General features: G+C 69.4%; 15 protein-coding genes. All 15 read left to right on the top strand.

Annotated features, from left to right (window positions below; genetic code table 11):
- The first annotated feature begins 167 nt into the window (after positions 1-167).
- Positions 168-2126 carry a transcription termination factor Rho gene (gene rho, locus ABFX51_RS06805; RefSeq protein WP_428832444.1) on the top strand — a complete coding sequence of 653 codons (1959 nt, stop codon included), beginning with the start codon at positions 168-170 and terminating at the stop codon, positions 2124-2126.
- Positions 2127-2385: 259 nt separating this feature from the next.
- Complete coding sequence (gene rpmE, locus ABFX51_RS06800; protein ID WP_091513941.1) at positions 2386-2613, top strand: 50S ribosomal protein L31; 228 nt, start codon at positions 2386-2388, stop codon at positions 2611-2613.
- Positions 2614-2702: 89 nt separating this feature from the next.
- A complete protein-coding gene (gene prfA, locus ABFX51_RS06795; protein ID WP_091513938.1) occupies positions 2703-3773 on the top strand; it encodes a peptide chain release factor 1 in 1071 nt (356 codons plus the stop codon).
- A gap of 78 nt (positions 3774-3851) precedes the next feature.
- Positions 3852-4715 carry a peptide chain release factor N(5)-glutamine methyltransferase gene (prmC, locus tag ABFX51_RS06790; protein ID WP_091513936.1) on the top strand — a complete coding sequence of 288 codons (864 nt, stop codon included), beginning with the start codon at positions 3852-3854 and terminating at the stop codon, positions 4713-4715.
- 47 nt (positions 4716-4762) lie between these two features.
- The gene (locus ABFX51_RS06785) at positions 4763-5413 is read left to right on the top strand and encodes an L-threonylcarbamoyladenylate synthase (protein WP_091513934.1); all 651 of its coding nucleotides are present in this window, start codon (positions 4763-4765) and stop codon (positions 5411-5413) included.
- On the top strand, positions 5413-6576 hold the full coding sequence (locus tag ABFX51_RS06780; protein WP_091513932.1) for a glycosyltransferase family 4 protein: 1164 nt from the start codon (positions 5413-5415) through the stop codon (positions 6574-6576). The genes ABFX51_RS06785 and ABFX51_RS06780 overlap by 1 nt, the downstream gene beginning before the upstream one ends.
- Complete coding sequence (locus tag ABFX51_RS06775; protein ID WP_091513930.1) at positions 6576-7013, top strand: Cg1360 family ATP-synthase-associated protein; 438 nt, start codon at positions 6576-6578, stop codon at positions 7011-7013. Before ABFX51_RS06780 ends, ABFX51_RS06775 begins: the two co-directional genes overlap by 1 nt.
- 312 nt (positions 7014-7325) lie before the next feature.
- Positions 7326-8108 (top strand): F0F1 ATP synthase subunit A, encoded by a 783-nt coding sequence (atpB, locus tag ABFX51_RS06770; protein ID WP_091513927.1) that lies wholly within the window; start codon positions 7326-7328, stop codon positions 8106-8108.
- 67 nt (positions 8109-8175) lie between these two features.
- Positions 8176-8433 (top strand): ATP synthase subunit c family protein, encoded by a 258-nt coding sequence (locus ABFX51_RS06765; RefSeq protein WP_091513925.1) that lies wholly within the window; start codon positions 8176-8178, stop codon positions 8431-8433.
- A 28-nt stretch (positions 8434-8461) separates the two neighbouring features.
- Positions 8462-9010 (top strand): F0F1 ATP synthase subunit B, encoded by a 549-nt coding sequence (locus tag ABFX51_RS06760; protein WP_091513922.1) that lies wholly within the window; start codon positions 8462-8464, stop codon positions 9008-9010.
- A 6-nt stretch (positions 9011-9016) separates the two neighbouring features.
- Complete coding sequence (locus ABFX51_RS06755; RefSeq protein WP_091513920.1) at positions 9017-9847, top strand: F0F1 ATP synthase subunit delta; 831 nt, start codon at positions 9017-9019, stop codon at positions 9845-9847.
- A 58-nt stretch (positions 9848-9905) separates the two neighbouring features.
- Positions 9906-11549: a F0F1 ATP synthase subunit alpha gene (gene atpA, locus ABFX51_RS06750; RefSeq protein WP_346052811.1), complete on the top strand. Its 1644-nt coding sequence runs from the start codon at positions 9906-9908 to the stop codon at positions 11547-11549.
- Between the two features lie 8 nt (positions 11550-11557).
- Complete coding sequence (locus tag ABFX51_RS06745; RefSeq protein ID WP_091513916.1) at positions 11558-12472, top strand: F0F1 ATP synthase subunit gamma; 915 nt, start codon at positions 11558-11560, stop codon at positions 12470-12472.
- The gene (gene atpD, locus ABFX51_RS06740; RefSeq protein WP_346052809.1) at positions 12473-13897 is read left to right on the top strand and encodes a F0F1 ATP synthase subunit beta; all 1425 of its coding nucleotides are present in this window, start codon (positions 12473-12475) and stop codon (positions 13895-13897) included. It abuts the gene before it with no gap.
- A 114-nt stretch (positions 13898-14011) separates the two neighbouring features.
- Complete coding sequence (locus tag ABFX51_RS06735) at positions 14012-14377, top strand: F0F1 ATP synthase subunit epsilon (RefSeq protein WP_091514088.1); 366 nt, start codon at positions 14012-14014, stop codon at positions 14375-14377.
- Positions 14378-14386: the final 9 nt, after the last annotated feature.

The following is a 14386-nucleotide window of genomic DNA, read 5'->3' as shown; positions in this document are numbered from 1 at the left end:
CGTGCTCCCCCGTGGAGCAGGCATCCCGTGTGGCGGCTCCGCCGCTGTGACCTGCCGGTCTCGGGCTGGAGAAGCCGCACCGGGCAGTAGCGAACCGCTGCGCGATCAGACGCGGGCGGTAGTCCGCTGATCCACCTGGAGGCGTGGATCGGTCAGGAAGGACATGTGTGAGCAACACCGATCTTTTGAGCGGTGACCTGGAGACCCAGGCCGCTCCGGTCGCGTCGGGATCAGCAGGGGAACAGGCCAATGGCACGGCGCCGAAGCGCCGCACCGGCGGGCTGTCCGGCATGGTGATCGCTGACCTGCGGGAACTCGCGGCGGAACTGGGTGTCGGGGACACCAAGGGCATGCGCAAGGGCGACCTCATCGCCGCCATCCGCGAGCGTCAGGGCAAGGCACCCCGCAGCAAGCGCGCCGCGGCGGACGACACGCTGCCCTTCGACGCCGTGACCGCCGAGAAGGCGGCCCCCGCCCCGGCCGGGAAGCCGGAAAAGGCGGAGAAGGCGGACAAGCCCGTGGAAAAGCCGGCCGAGCAGCCCGCCGCCGCCAAGGCGCCGCAGGCGGAGAAGACCGCCGAGGAAACCCCCCAGCAGGGGGAGGACGGTGCCCGGCGTGAGGGCGGCAGCCGCCGTCGCCGCGGCTCCAACCGCGCCGCGGGCAGCCCCGACGCGGGCGGCCAGCGCGACGGTGGCCAGCAGCGTGACGGTGGCCAGCAGCGTGACGGTGGCCAGCGTGACGGTGGCCAGCAGCGCGGCGGCGACCAGCAGCAGCGCGAGCGTGGCGGTGAGCAGCGTGACGACCGCCGCCAGCAGAACAACAACCAGTCCCAGAACAACCGCGGCCAGCAGGGTGGCGGTGGCAACGCCGGCGGGTCGGACGACGACGAAGGCGGCCGTCGCGGTCGCCGGTTCCGCGACCGTCGCCGCCGTGGCGGCAGTGGCCGTGGCGAGGGCGGCGGCCCCGACACCGAGATCCGCGAGGACGACGTCCTGCTGCCCGTCGCGGGCATCCTCGACGTCCTCGACAACTACGCGTTCGTGCGCACCTCGGGTTACCTGCCGGGGCCGAACGACGTGTACGTGTCGCTGTCGCTGGTCCGCAAGTACGGCCTGCGCCGCGGTGACGCCATCACCGGTGTCGTCAAGCAGCCGCGTGAGGGCGAGCAGCAGCGCCAGAAGTTCAACCCGCTGGTGCGGGTCGACAGCGTCAACGGGCTCGAGCCGGACCAGGCCAAGAAGCGCCCCGAGTTCACCAAGCTCACCCCGCTCTACCCGAACGAGCGGCTGCGCCTGGAGACCGAGTCGCACAAGCTGACCACCCGCGTCATCGACCTGGTGATGCCGGTCGGCAAGGGGCAGCGTGCCCTGATCGTGTCGCCGCCGAAGGCCGGCAAGACCACGATCATGCAGGACATCGCGAACGCGATCACCACGAACAACCCCGAGTGCCACCTGATGGTCGTCCTCGTCGACGAGCGTCCGGAAGAGGTCACCGACATGCAGCGCTCGGTGAAGGGCGAGGTCATCGCCTCGACCTTCGACCGGCCGCCGTCGGACCACACGTCGGTCGCGGAGCTGTCCATCGAGCGGGCCAAGCGCCTCGTGGAGATGGGCATGGACGTGGTGGTCCTGCTCGACTCGATCACCCGCCTCGGCCGTGCGTACAACCTGGCGGCCCCGGCGTCCGGCCGGATCCTGTCCGGTGGTGTCGACTCGACCGCGCTGTTCCCGCCGAAGCGGTTCCTCGGCGCGGCGCGCAACATCGAGAACGGCGGCTCGCTGACCATCTTCGCCACGGCGATGGTGGAGACCGGGTCCACCGGTGACACGGTCATCTTCGAGGAGTTCAAGGGCACCGGTAACGCGGAGCTCAAGCTCGACCGCAAGATCGCCGAGCGCCGCGTGTTCCCGGCCGTGGACGTCAACCCGTCCGGCACCCGCAAGGAGGAGCTGCTGCTCTCGCCGGACGAGCTGGCCATCCACCACCGGCTGCACCGCGTGCTGTCGGCGCTGGACTCCCAGCAGGCCATCGACCTGCTGCTGTCCCGCCTGCGCAAGACGAAGAACAACGTCGAGTTCCTCATGCAGGTCTCCAAGACCGCGCTGGGTGCCGACGAGGACTGACGGTTGCGAGATGGCGACGCCTGCTCGCGCAGGCGCTTCGCCATCTCTCGCCGTCAGGTGTTTTCCGGGGGTCGAACCCCCGGACCCCCGCCGGGGGCGGGGATTCCCCTGGACCCCCAGGGGAATCCCCGCCCGCGGAATTTCCGTGGGCGGGGGTGCGTTGTGCCAGACGTCAGCTGATCTGGCAAAATCATCCCGCTGAAGTCCGGCTCCGGTTCACCTCCACGCGAGGACCCGGCGGCCACGATGAGAGGACCCCATGAAGAGCGGTATCCACCCCGAGTACGTGCCGACCACGGTCACCTGTGGTTGCGGCAACACCTTCACGACGCGGAGCACGAAGGCGTCCGGCAACATCACGGTCGAAATCTGCTCCAACTGCCACCCGTTCTACACCGGCAAGCAGAAGATCCTGGACACCGGTGGCCGGGTCGCGCGCTTCGAGGCGCGCTACGGCAAGCGTCAGAAGAAGGCCGACGCCAAGTAGCTTGCTCGACGGCGCCCGCACCCGGTCCCGGGGGCGGGCGCCGCTTTCGTGTGTAGGTCTTCTTCCCGCTGAAACCAGAGGTCTTTGAAGTGGAATCGTCGTCACTGCGCGGACTGCTCGACGAGTACGCCGAGCTGGAGAAGCAGCTCGCGGACCCGGCGGTGCACGCCGACCAGGGCCGCGCGCGCAAGCTGGGCCGCCGCTACGCCGAGCTGAGCCCGGTGGTCAAGGCGATCGGTGAGCTGGACGCGGCCCGCGACGACCTCGCCGCGGCGCAGGAGCTGGCCCACGAGGACGCGGCGTTCGCCGCCGAGGCCCAGGAGATCGCGGAGCGCATCCCGGCGCTCGAGTCCCGGCTGACCGAGCTGCTGCTGCCACGCGACCCGTACGACGGCTCCGACGTGGTCATGGAGATCAAGTCGGGCGAAGGCGGCGAGGAGTCGGCGTTGTTCGCGGGCGACCTGCTGCGCATGTACCTGCGTTACGCCGAGCGGCACGGCTGGAAGGCCGAGGTGCTCGACTCCGTGGAGTCGGACCTGGGCGGCTACAAGGACGTCACGGTGTCGCTGAAGAGCAAGGGCACGGACGCCGACGGCGTGTGGGCCCGGCTGAAGTTCGAAGGCGGCGTGCACCGCGTGCAGCGCGTGCCCGCGACGGAGTCGCAGGGCCGCATCCACACCTCCGCCGCCGGGGTGCTGATCTACCCCGAGCCCGAGGAGGTCGAGGTGGAGATCGACCCCAACGACCTGCGCATCGACGTGTTCCGCTCCTCGGGCCCCGGCGGGCAGAGTGTGAACACCACGGACTCGGCGGTCCGCGTGACCCACCTGCCGACCGGGATCGTCGTGTCGTGCCAGAACGAGAAGTCGCAGATCCAGAACCGGGCGCGGGCCATCCAGGTGCTGCAGGCCCGGCTGCAGGCGCTGGCGGAGGAGGAGGCCGCGAGCAAGGCGGCCGACGCGCGGCGCTCGCAGGTCCGGACGGTCGACCGCTCCGAGCGCGTGCGCACGTACAACTTCCCGGAGAACCGGATCTCCGACCACCGGGTGAACTACAAGGCGTACAACCTCGACCAGGTCCTCGACGGCGACCTGGACGGGGTGCTCGACGCACTGGCGGCCGCCGACCGCGAGGAACGGCTGGCCACCGCCGGGTCGTGAGCTGCGGGGTGCGGCAGGCGGGCGGTTCTCCCGCCCGCGTGCGAGGGTTTTCCGACTGCTTGTGGGAAGGTTGAAGCCGTGAAGCGGCAACCCCTGCGCCTGGCGATCCTCGAGGCGACCCGGATCCTGGAACAGGCCGGCGTCGCGTCGCCGAGGACGGACGCCGAGCTGCTCGCCGCGCACGTCCTCGGCGTCGAACGCGGGCGGCTCCCGCTGATCCCGCTGGTCGACCCGCCCGTCATCGACGCGATCGGGCAGCTCGTCGCGCAACGCGCCAAGCGGGTGCCGCTGCAGCACCTGACCGGCTGGGCGGCACTGGGCAACATCACGGTGAGCGTCGGGCCCGGCGTGTTCATCCCGCGTCCGGAGACCGAGCTGCTCCTCGAATGGGGGTTGCAGCTGCTCAAGGGCCGTGAACACCCCGTGGTCGTGGACCTGTGCACGGGTTCGGGTGCGCTCGCGCTCGCCGTCGCCCACGAGCGCCCGGACGCCATCGTCTACGCCGTCGACAACGACCCGACGGCGCTGGCGTGGGCGCGCCACAACGCCGACGCCTGCGCGGCCGCGGGGGACACCCCGATCCGGCTGTACTCCGGCGACGTCGGCGACAGCACGATCTTCGCGGAGCTGGACGGGCTCGTGGACCTCGTCCTGTGCAACCCGCCGTACGTGCCGCCGGGCGGTGACCTGCCGCCCGAGGTGATCGACTACGACCCCGCGCAGGCGGTGTTCGCGTCCGAGGGCGGGCTCGCGGTGCTCCGGCTGGCCGTCGCGACGGCCGCGCGCCTGCTCAAGCCCGGCGGGGGCATGGCCATCGAGCACGACGACTCCCACGGCACGGCGGCCCCGTCGGTCGTCTCGGCGCGCAAGGTCCTCACGGACGTGCGGGACCACCAGGACCTCACCGGACGCCCGCGCTTCGTCACGGCCCGCCGAACCTGAGCGACCCGCGACGGAGACGCTACGCGTCACGGAATAAGCTGCCCGCCATGAGCGCGGTGTACGACTGCAGCCGTCCGGAATCGCGGGCGGAGGGATTGGCGGCGGCCGCGAGCGCGGTGCGTTCGAGCCGCCTGGTCGTGCTGCCGACCGACACGGTCTACGGCATCGGCGCGGACGCCTTCGACGCGGGCGCGGTGCGCGCCCTGCTGCGCGCGAAGCACCGCGGTCCGGACATGCCCGTCGGCGTGCTGGTCGGTTCATGGTCCACAGTGGACGGTCTCGTACTCGGGATGCCGCCCCAGGCAAGGGCTTTGGTCGAGGCCTTCTGGCCGGGCGACCTCTCGATCGTGCTGCCGCACGCGCCCAGCCTGCAGTGGGACCTCGGCACCACGCGCGGCACGGTGATGCTCCGGATGCCGCTGCACCCGGTCGCGCTGGAGCTGCTGCGCGACGTCGGGCCGATGGCCGTCTCGAGCGCGAACGTCTCCGGGCAGCCGCCGGCCGCCACCGCGCAGGAGGCGCAGGAGCAGCTGGGCGACTCGGTCTCGGTGTACCTCGACGGCGGCCCGAGCGGTGAGCCGGTGCCCTCGACGATCGTCGACCTCACCGGCAGCGAGCCGGTGCTGCTGCGGGAGGGTTCCGTGAGCGCGCAGGCCGTGTCCGAGGTGCTCGGCGTGCCGGTGGCGCCCCGCTCCTGATGACTCCCATCGCGACCGCCGGGCTCCCGATCCGGGAGTACATCCTCGTCGGGCTCATCTCGGCGACGCTGACCTTCCTGCTGACCGGTCTCGTGCGCCGGTTCGCGATCCGCGCCGGCGCCATCGCCAACCCCCGCGCCCGCGACGTGCACGTCATCCCGATCCCGCGCATGGGCGGGCTGGCGATGTACCTCGGCGTGGCCGGTGGCATGGCGATGGCCCACCAGCTGCCGGTGCTGCGCCGCGCGTTCGAGTACTCGCTCGACCCCGTCGGCGTGCTGCTCGGCGGCGGCGTGATCGTGCTGATCGGCGCGCTCGACGACCGGTTCGAGATCGACGCGTGGACCAAGCTCGCCGGGCAGGTGCTGTGCGCGGGGATCCTGGTCATCTTCGGCGTGCAGTGGAACGTGTTCTGGGTGCCGTGGGGCGGCGAGGGTGACGCGCTGGGCTCGGTCGTCACGCTCGACAGCAACCAGGGCAGCCTGCTGATGGTCGTGCTGGTGGTCCTGCTGGTCAACGCGATGAACTTCGTCGACGGCCTCGACGGGCTCGCCGCGGGGCTGGGGTTCATCGCGGCGACGGCCACGTGCGCGTTCTCGCTGGGCCTGCTCAACTCCGCGGGCGGCGACGTGGGCACGTACCCGCCGGCCCTCATCGCCGCGACGCTCGCCGGCGCGTGCCTCGGCTTCCTGCCGCACAACTTCCAGCCCGCGAAGATCTTCATGGGCGACTCCGGCTCGATGATGATCGGGCTGATGCTCGCCGGCGCCACCACCTCGGCCTCCGGGAAGATCAACTACACCCGGTTCGGCGGTTCGGACGCGCTCGCGCTGCTGTCCCCGCTGCTGGTCGTGGTCGCGGTGCTGTTCCTGCCGGTGCTGGACCTGCTGATGGCCGTCATCCGCCGCACGCGGCGCGGCCAGAGCCCGTTCGCGGCCGACAAGATGCACCTGCACCACCGGCTGCTGGAGATCGGCCATTCCCAGCGCAGGGCCGTGCTGCTCATTTACCTGTGGGCCGGGCTGCTCGGTTTCGGTGCCGTTTCGCTGACCCTGTTCGATACGGCCGCGGTGCTGTGGATCGCGGGTGCGGGGCTGGTGCTCGCGGCGATCGTTTCGGTCATCCCTAGACTGAGGTCGAGGAACCAGCAGGGAGCGACGTGATGACCGAGACCGAAAACCCGCACGCCCAGTCCGTGCTCAAGCTCGCGGACGCGATGTACCGGGGCGCGCTGTGGCCTGGCCTGGCCACCGTCGCCATCGGGGCGGTGGTGTCCGTCGTCCTCGTCGGCCTGCCCGGGCTGTTCGGCGCGCTCGTCGGCGGTGCCGTGGCCTTCGCGTCCTCGCTGGTCACGCTGTGGATGATGCGCAAGACCGCCGCGATGGAGCCGATGGCCGTGATGGCCGTTTCACTCGGCGGCTACATCCTCAAGATCCTGGTGCTGCTCGGCGTGATGATGCTGCTGCGCCACGTGGGCTTCCTCCACGTGAAAGCGCTGGCGTTCACGATGCTCGCCGTCATTGTCGTGTGGGCCGCGGCCGAGTTCGTCGCATTCCGCCGGACGCGGATTCCGACCATCATTCCCGCGGGCGACCGTTAAGGAGTACGGCCGTACGGCAGCCGGATACCGGCTGGTATCGTCCGCACCGTGGAGGCGGGCCTCGACCGCGCTCCCCGATGGCGGAACCCCGACCAGCACTGTCGCGATCGTGATGGAGCCTCGGGCAACGGTCCTCCCCGGTCCCCGTCCTCGGGAATCGTCGTCGGGTTCCACGGTGGCTGACTGTTCACCGCCAGTTCACCCACGGGAGCCGCTTCCAACTACCTGATACGTATCAGGTACGTTAAGTCCAGATCGTGACGATTCCCCCGGCGGAGTGAACGCCGGCCGGGAGAACCGGAAGGAGCCCAGTTGGGCGCGCTGGTAAAGACCGAGGGCAGCACCTTCACGCCCCCCGGTGCCGGAGACTTCAACCTGCCGCCGATCTTCGGCGGGGTCACCAAGCCGATGATCCTGGTCGTGCTGTCGGTGGTCATCATCGCCGCGTTCTTCCTGATCAGCTCGCGGAAGCTGAAGATCGTCCCGGGCAAGGGGCAGTTCGCCGTCGAGTACATCTACGACTTCGCGCGCAACGGCATCGCCCGCGAGCAGATCGGGTCCAAGGACTTCCGGCCCTTCGTGCCGCTCATCCTGGCGCTGTTCTCGTTCGTGCTCGTGAACAACATCTTCGGGCTCGTCCCGATCCTGCAGTTCCCGACGCTGTCCCACTTCGGCTTCCCGCTCGCGCTGTCCCTGTTCGTGGTCTACCCGGTCTACCACTACGTGGGTTTCAAGCGGCACGGTTTCGTCGGGTACCTCAAGCACGCGACCGTCCCGCCCGGGGCGCCGCTGGCGATCTACTTCCTGCTGACTCCCATCGAGTTCCTGCAGAAGTTCGTGCTCAACCCGCTCACCCTGGCGATCCGAGTCTTCGCCGCGATGTTCGCGGGGCACCTGATCCTGCTGGTGTTCACCGTCGCGGGTGAGTACCTCCTGCTCCACGCGAGCGGTCCGTTCAAGCCGATCTCGGTGGTGTCCTGGGCCTTCGCGATCCTGATGACCTTCGTCGAGGCGCTGATCCAGGTGATCCAGGCCTACGTGTTCGCGGTCCTGTCCGCGAACTACATCGGCGCCGCACTGGCCGAAGACCACTGACAGCAACACCACCAGACGCAAAGCCCCGATCCGCGGTCGCCGCGGACCGAATGAAAGGGAATAGCAAGTGAGCAACATCGTTCTCGCCCAGGCCGCCGACGCCGCGTCGAACATCAACCCGGGTCTCGCCGCGATCGGCTACGGGCTGGGTGCCATCGGCCCCGGTATCGGTGTGGGTCTGATCTGGGCCGCGGTCATCAACGGCACCGCCCGCCAGCCGGAGGCGCAGGGCAAGCTGATGGGTATCGCGTGGACCACCTTCGTGCTTACCGAGGTGCTCGCGCTGATCGGCCTGGTCATCTACTTCATCGCCTCCAACGCCTGAGTTTCCCGCTCACGTTTAAGGAGTCGTTGTGGTGAAGACCCAGATCGTCCTCGCGGCGGAAGAGGCGCCGAACCCGGTGCTGCCGCACCCGAGCGAGATCATCCTCGGCCTGGTCGCCTTCCTGATCCTGCTGTGGCTGCTCTGGAAGTTCGCGGTGCCGCGCTTCGAGAAGCTCTACGAGGAGCGGGCCGCCAAGATCGAAGGCGGTATCGAGAAGGCCGAGCAGGCGCAGGCGGAGGCCGAAAAGGCGCTGGCCCAGTACAAGGCCCAGCTCCAGGACGCCTACACCGAGGCCGCCAAGATCCGCGACGACGCCCGGCTGGAGGCCGAGCGGATCAAGGAAGAACTGCGTGCCGAGGCACAGGACGAGGCCGCGCGCATCATCGCGCAGGGTCACGCCGCGCTGCAGGCGCAGAAGGCGCAGATCGTCGCCGAGCTGCGGGCCGAGCTGGGCCGGAACTCGGTCGAGCTGGCCAGCCGCATCGTCGGGGAGTCCCTCGAGGACGAGGCCCGGCGCCGTGGCACGGTCGACCGCTTCCTCGCCGAACTCGGGACCTCCAACGGAGCAGGGAAGTAGACGCTCATGACTAGCCCGGCAACACTGCACGCCGCCAGTCGCGAAGCACTCGACTCGGCCGAGCGCACCCTCGACGAGGTGCTCGGCCAGTCCGGTGCCGAGCCGGAGGCGCTCGGCTCGGAGCTCTTCGCCGTGGTCGACCTGCTGACCAGGGAGATCGGGCTGCGCCGGGCGCTCGGTGACGGTTCCTCCGACCCCGAAGCCCGTCGTCGGCTGGCCACCTCGCTGCTGACCGGCAAGGTGTCCGGGCCCGCGCTGCGCGTGGTCGAGACCGCGGTCGGCCAGCGGTGGTCCAGCCCGCGTGAGCTGCTGGACGGTCTGGAGTCGCTCGGCCGCTCCGCGCTGTTGACCGGCGCGGAAAAGGCCGGGACGCTGGACACCGTCGAGGACGAGTTGTTCCGGATCGCCCGTATCGTGGTGGGTGAACCGGAACTCGACCAGGCGCTGTCCGACCAGGCGGCACCTGCCGAGGCCAAGCGCAAGCTGGTCAAGGACCTGTTCGGGAGCAAGGCCGGTGGCATCAGCCTCGCTCTCGTCGAGCAGGTCGTGTCCCGGCAGACCGGCCGAGGGGTCGGGCACGGGCTCGACCGGCTGGTGCGGCTGACGGCGGAGCGCCGCGAGCGCTCGGTCGCCTACATCACCAGCGCGGCCGCGCTCTCCGGGCAGCAGGAACAGCAGCTGGCCGAGAAGCTGAAGGCCATCTACGGCAGGCCGATCGCCCTGCACGTGGAGGTCGACCCGCGGCTCGTCGGCGGGCTGGTCGTCCGCGTCGGTGACGAGGTCATCGACGGCAGCGCGGCGGGCCGGATCGCGGCACTGCGCAGGCAGCTGGCGTGACGACCGTGATGACACAGACTTTGGACACTGGCAAGAACGAAGCGAGAGCGGGAACGACATGGCGGAGCTGACGATCTCCTCGGACGAGATCCGTAGCGCGATCGAGAACTACGTCTCGAGTTACTCACCCGACGTGAGCCGGGAAGAGGTCGGCGTCGTCGTGGACACCGGTGACGGCGTCGCCCACGTGGAGGGCCTGCCCTCGACCATGGCCAACGAGCTGCTGGAGTTCCCCGGCGGCATCCTCGGCGTCGCGCAGAACCTGGAACCGCGCCAGATCGGCGTCGTGATCCTGGGTAACTACGAGGCCATCGAAGAGGGCCAGGAGGTCAAGCGGACCGGGCAGATCCTGTCCATCCCGGTCGGCGACGGCTTCCTCGGCCGGGTCATCGACCCGCTGGGCAAGCCGATCGACGGCCTCGGCGACATCGAGGCGAACGACCGGCGCGCACTGGAGCTGCAGGCGGCCTCGGTCGTCCAGCGGCAGCCGGTGTCGGAGCCGCTGCAGACCGGTATCACCGCGATCGACGCGATGACCCCGATCGGCCGCGGCCAGCGCCAGCTGATCATCGGTGACCGCAAGACCGGCAAGACCGCGGTCTGCGTCGACACGATCATCAACCAGAAGGCCAACTGGGAGAGCGGCGACCCGAGCAAGCAGGTCCGCTGCATCTACGTCGCGGTCGGCCAGAAGGGCTCCACGATCGCGGGTGTGAAGAAGGCGCTCGAGGACCACGGCGCGATGGAGTACACCACCATCGTCGCGGCCCCGGCGTCCGACTCGGCCGGCTTCAAGTGGCTCGCTCCCTACACCGGTTCGGCGCTGGGCCAGCACTGGATGTACCAGGGCAAGCACGTGCTGATCGTGTTCGACGACCTGTCCAAGCAGGCCGACGCCTACCGCGCGATCTCGCTGCTGCTGCGCCGCCCGCCGGGCCGCGAGGCCTTCCCCGGCGACGTCTTCTACTTGCACTCGCGGCTGCTCGAGCGGTGCGCGAAGCTGTCGGACGAGCTGGGTGGCGGCTCGCTGACCGGGCTGCCGGTCATCGAGACCAAGGCCAACGACATCTCGGCCTACATCCCGACCAACGTCATCTCGATCACCGACGGGCAGTGCTTCTTCCAGTCCGACCTGTTCAACTCGGGTCAGCGCCCGGCGGTCGACGTCACCACCTCGGTCTCCCGCGTCGGTGGTGACGCGCAGATCAAGGCGATGAAGAAGGTCTCGGGTTCGCTGCGCATCGACCTGTCGCAGTACCAGGAGCTGCAGGCGTTCGCCGCCTTCGCCTCCGACCTGGACGCGACGTCGCGTGCCCAGCTGGACCGCGGTGTCCGCCTGTACGAGGTGCTCAAGCAGCCGCAGTACTCGCCGGTCCCGGTCGAGCAGCAGGTCGTCACCGTGTTCCTCGGCACCAACGGGCACTTCGACGAGGTCCCGGTGGAGGACGTGGCGCGGTTCAACACCGAGCTGCTGCAGAACCTGCGGCACAAGCACGACGACATCCTCGCCGAGATCCGCGACAAGGGTCAGTGGACCGACGAGCTGGCCGAGCGCGTCATCGCCGCCACCGCCGAGTTCAAGAAGGGCTTCACCACCTCCGAGGGTGGCCGCCTGGTGAACGAGGCCGAGGCCGAGGCGATGGACGCCGACAAGGTCGGGCAGGAGACCGTCAAGGTCAACAAGCCGGCCCCGACGAAGTGACCGGATAGCTGATGGCGCAACTTCGCGAGCTCCGGGCAAAGATCCGGGCGACCAAATCGATCGGCAAGATCACCAAGGCGATGGAACTGATCGCCACCTCGCGCATCGGCCGTGCGCAGGCGCGGGTGGAGGCCTCCCGGCCCTACTCGACCGAGATCACGAAGGTGCTCTCGGCGCTCGCGAGCGCGGCGTCCAACCTGGACGACCCGTTCCTCGTCGAGCGGCCGAACCCGAAGCGCGCCGCGGTGCTGGTGGTGACCAGTGACAAGGGTCTGTGCGGTGGCTACAACGCCAACGTGCTGCGGACCACCGAGGAGCTGCTGTCGCTGCTCCGCTCGGAGGGCAAGGAGCCGTCGGTCTACGTCATCGGCGGCAAGGGCCTGAACTACTACCGGTTCCGGGGCCGCGAGGTCGCGGACAGCTGGACCGGGTTCTCCGACCAGCCGCACTACGAGAACGCGGCCGAGGCCGGCCGGGCGCTCACCGAGGCGTTCCTGGCCGAGGACGGCGTGGACGAGGTGCACATCGTGTACACCGAGTTCCGCTCGATGCTCAGCCAGGTGCCCACGGCCAAGCGGATGGCCCCGCTGGAGGTCGAGTACACGGAGGAGGACGAGCAGCAGCAGCCCCAGTCCGGGGACCTGCTGCCCTCCTACGAGTTCGAGCCCAGCGCGGACCGGCTGTTGTCGGCCCTGCTGCCGAAGTACATCAACACGCGGATCTTCTCGGCGTTGCTGGAGTCGGCGGCCTCCGAGCTGGCAGCCCGGCGGACCGCCATGAAGTCGGCCTCGGACAACGCCAACGACCTGGTGAACACCTACACCCGGCTGGCGAACCAGGCCCGGCAGGCCCAGATCACCCAGGAGATCAGCGAAATCGTCGGTGGGGCCGATGCGCTCGCCGCTGTAGGAAGTGATGAGTAGATGACCACCACTGAAACCCGGACCAAGGGACGGATCGTCTCCGTCGCCGGTCCCGTCGTCGACGTCGAGTTCCCCCGCGGCGCGGTGCCCGAGCTGTACAACGCGCTCAAGGTCGAGATCGAGTTCGAGCAGCTGCGCAAGACCGTCACCCTCGAGGTGGCGCAGCACCTGGGCGACAACCTGGTCCGCACGATCTCGCTGGCCCCGCAGGACGGGCTCGTCCGCGGTGCCGAGGTGCTCGACACCGGTGCCCCGATCTCGGTCCCGGTCGGCGACGAGGTCAAGGGCCACGTCTACAACGCGCTGGGCGACTGCCTCGACCAGCCGGGCTACGGCAAGGACCTCGAGCACTGGAGCATCCACCGCAAGCCCCCGGCGTTCGACCAGCTCGAGGGCAAGACCGAGATGCTGGAGACCGGCCTCAAGGTCATCGACCTGCTCACCCCGTACGTGCAGGGTGGCAAGATCGGCCTGTTCGGCGGTGCCGGCGTCGGCAAGACGGTGCTCATCAAGGAGATGATCACCCGTGTCGCCCGGAACTTCGGTGGCACCTCGGTGTTCGCCGGGGTCGGCGAGCGCACCCGTGAGGGCACGGACCTGTTCCTGGAGATGAGCGAGGACGGCGTCATCAACGACACCGCGCTCGTGTTCGGCCAGATGGACGAGCCGCCGGGCACCCGTATGCGGGTCGCGCTGTCCGCGCTGACGATGGCGGAGTACTTCCGCGACGTCAAGAACCAGGACGTGCTGCTGTTCATCGACAACATCTTCCGGTTCACCCAGGCCGGTTCCGAGGTGTCGACCCTGCTGGGCCGCATGCCTTCGGCCGTGGGTTACCAGCCGACGCTGGCCGACGAGATGGGTGAGCTGCAGGAGCGGATCACCTCGACCAAGGGCCGCTCGATCACCTCGATGCAGGCGATCTACGTGCCCGCGGACGACTACACCGACCCGGCGCCCGCGACGACGTTCGCGCACCTGGACGCCACCACCGAGCTTTCGCGGTCGGTGTTCCAGAAGGGCATCTTCCCGGCGGTGGACCCGCTGGCCTCCACGTCGACCATCCTCGACCCGGCGATCGTCGGTGAGGAGCACTACCGCGTGGCCTCCGAGGTCATCCGGATCCTGCAGAAGTACAAGGAGCTGCAGGACATCATCGCGATCCTCGGTATGGACGAGCTGTCCGAAGAGGACAAGCTGACGGTGCAGCGCGCCCGCCGCATCGAGCGGTTCCTGTCGCAGAACATGCTGGTCGCCGAGCAGTTCACCGGCCAGCCGGGCTCGACGGTGCCGCGGTCGGAGACCGTCGAGGCGTTCGACAAGATCGCCAAGGGAGAGTTCGACCACTACCCGGAGCAGGCGTTCCTGGGCATCGGTGGTCTGGACGACCTCGAGAAGAAGTACCGCGAGATCACCAAGAAGTGACCCGACCGGGAGCGGCGGGGCAGGTGTCCTTTGAGGACGCGGGCCCCGCCGTTCTCGTCAGCCGATCCGGGCGTATTAGACTCGGGTACGACGCCCGAGGTGAAGGAGAGCTACGTGGCTGAGATTTCCGTCGAGCTTGTCGCCGTCGAGCGCCGCCTCTGGTCGGGCCAGGCCACGTTCGTGGTCGCGCAGACGACCGAGGGCGAGATCGGCATCATGCCCGGCCACGAACCGGTACTCGGGCAGCTCGTCGAGGGTGGCATCGTCAAGATCGAGACCACCGACGGCGAGACGGTGCACGCGGCTGTGCACGGCGGCTTCCTCTCCGTGACGCACGAGCGCGTCAGCGTGCTCGCCGAGTCGGCCGAGCTCGCCGAGGAGATCGACGTCGAGCAGGCGAGGGCCGCGCTCAACGCCGAGGACGAGGCGGAGAGGGCGAGGGCGAGCGCCCGCCTGCGAGCGGCCGGCCAGCCGGCCTGACCGGGGCGA

Source organism: Amycolatopsis dongchuanensis (assembly GCF_039542405.1).
In the GTDB taxonomy this organism is placed as follows: Bacteria; Actinomycetota; Actinomycetes; order Mycobacteriales; family Pseudonocardiaceae; genus Amycolatopsis_E; species Amycolatopsis_E sacchari.
Note: the sequence above shows the minus strand (reverse complement) of the source record. Positions and strands in the feature narration are given on the sequence as shown.

Excerpts from the sequence above, each read along its gene's own strand:
- rpmE (WP_091513941.1), top strand. The coding sequence starts at position 2,386 with ATGAAGAGCGGTATCCACCCCGAGTACGTGCCGACCACGGTCACCTGT.
- ABFX51_RS06785 (WP_091513934.1), top strand. The coding sequence starts at position 4,763 with ATGAGCGCGGTGTACGACTGCAGCCGTCCGGAATCGCGGGCGGAGGGA.
- ABFX51_RS06780 (WP_091513932.1), top strand. The coding sequence starts at position 5,413 with ATGACTCCCATCGCGACCGCCGGGCTCCCGATCCGGGAGTACATCCTC.
- ABFX51_RS06775 (WP_091513930.1), top strand. The coding sequence starts at position 6,576 with ATGACCGAGACCGAAAACCCGCACGCCCAGTCCGTGCTCAAGCTCGCG.
- ABFX51_RS06755 (WP_091513920.1), top strand. The coding sequence starts at position 9,017 with ATGACTAGCCCGGCAACACTGCACGCCGCCAGTCGCGAAGCACTCGAC.
- atpA (WP_346052811.1), top strand. The coding sequence starts at position 9,906 with ATGGCGGAGCTGACGATCTCCTCGGACGAGATCCGTAGCGCGATCGAG.
- atpD (WP_346052809.1), top strand. The coding sequence starts at position 12,473 with ATGACCACCACTGAAACCCGGACCAAGGGACGGATCGTCTCCGTCGCC.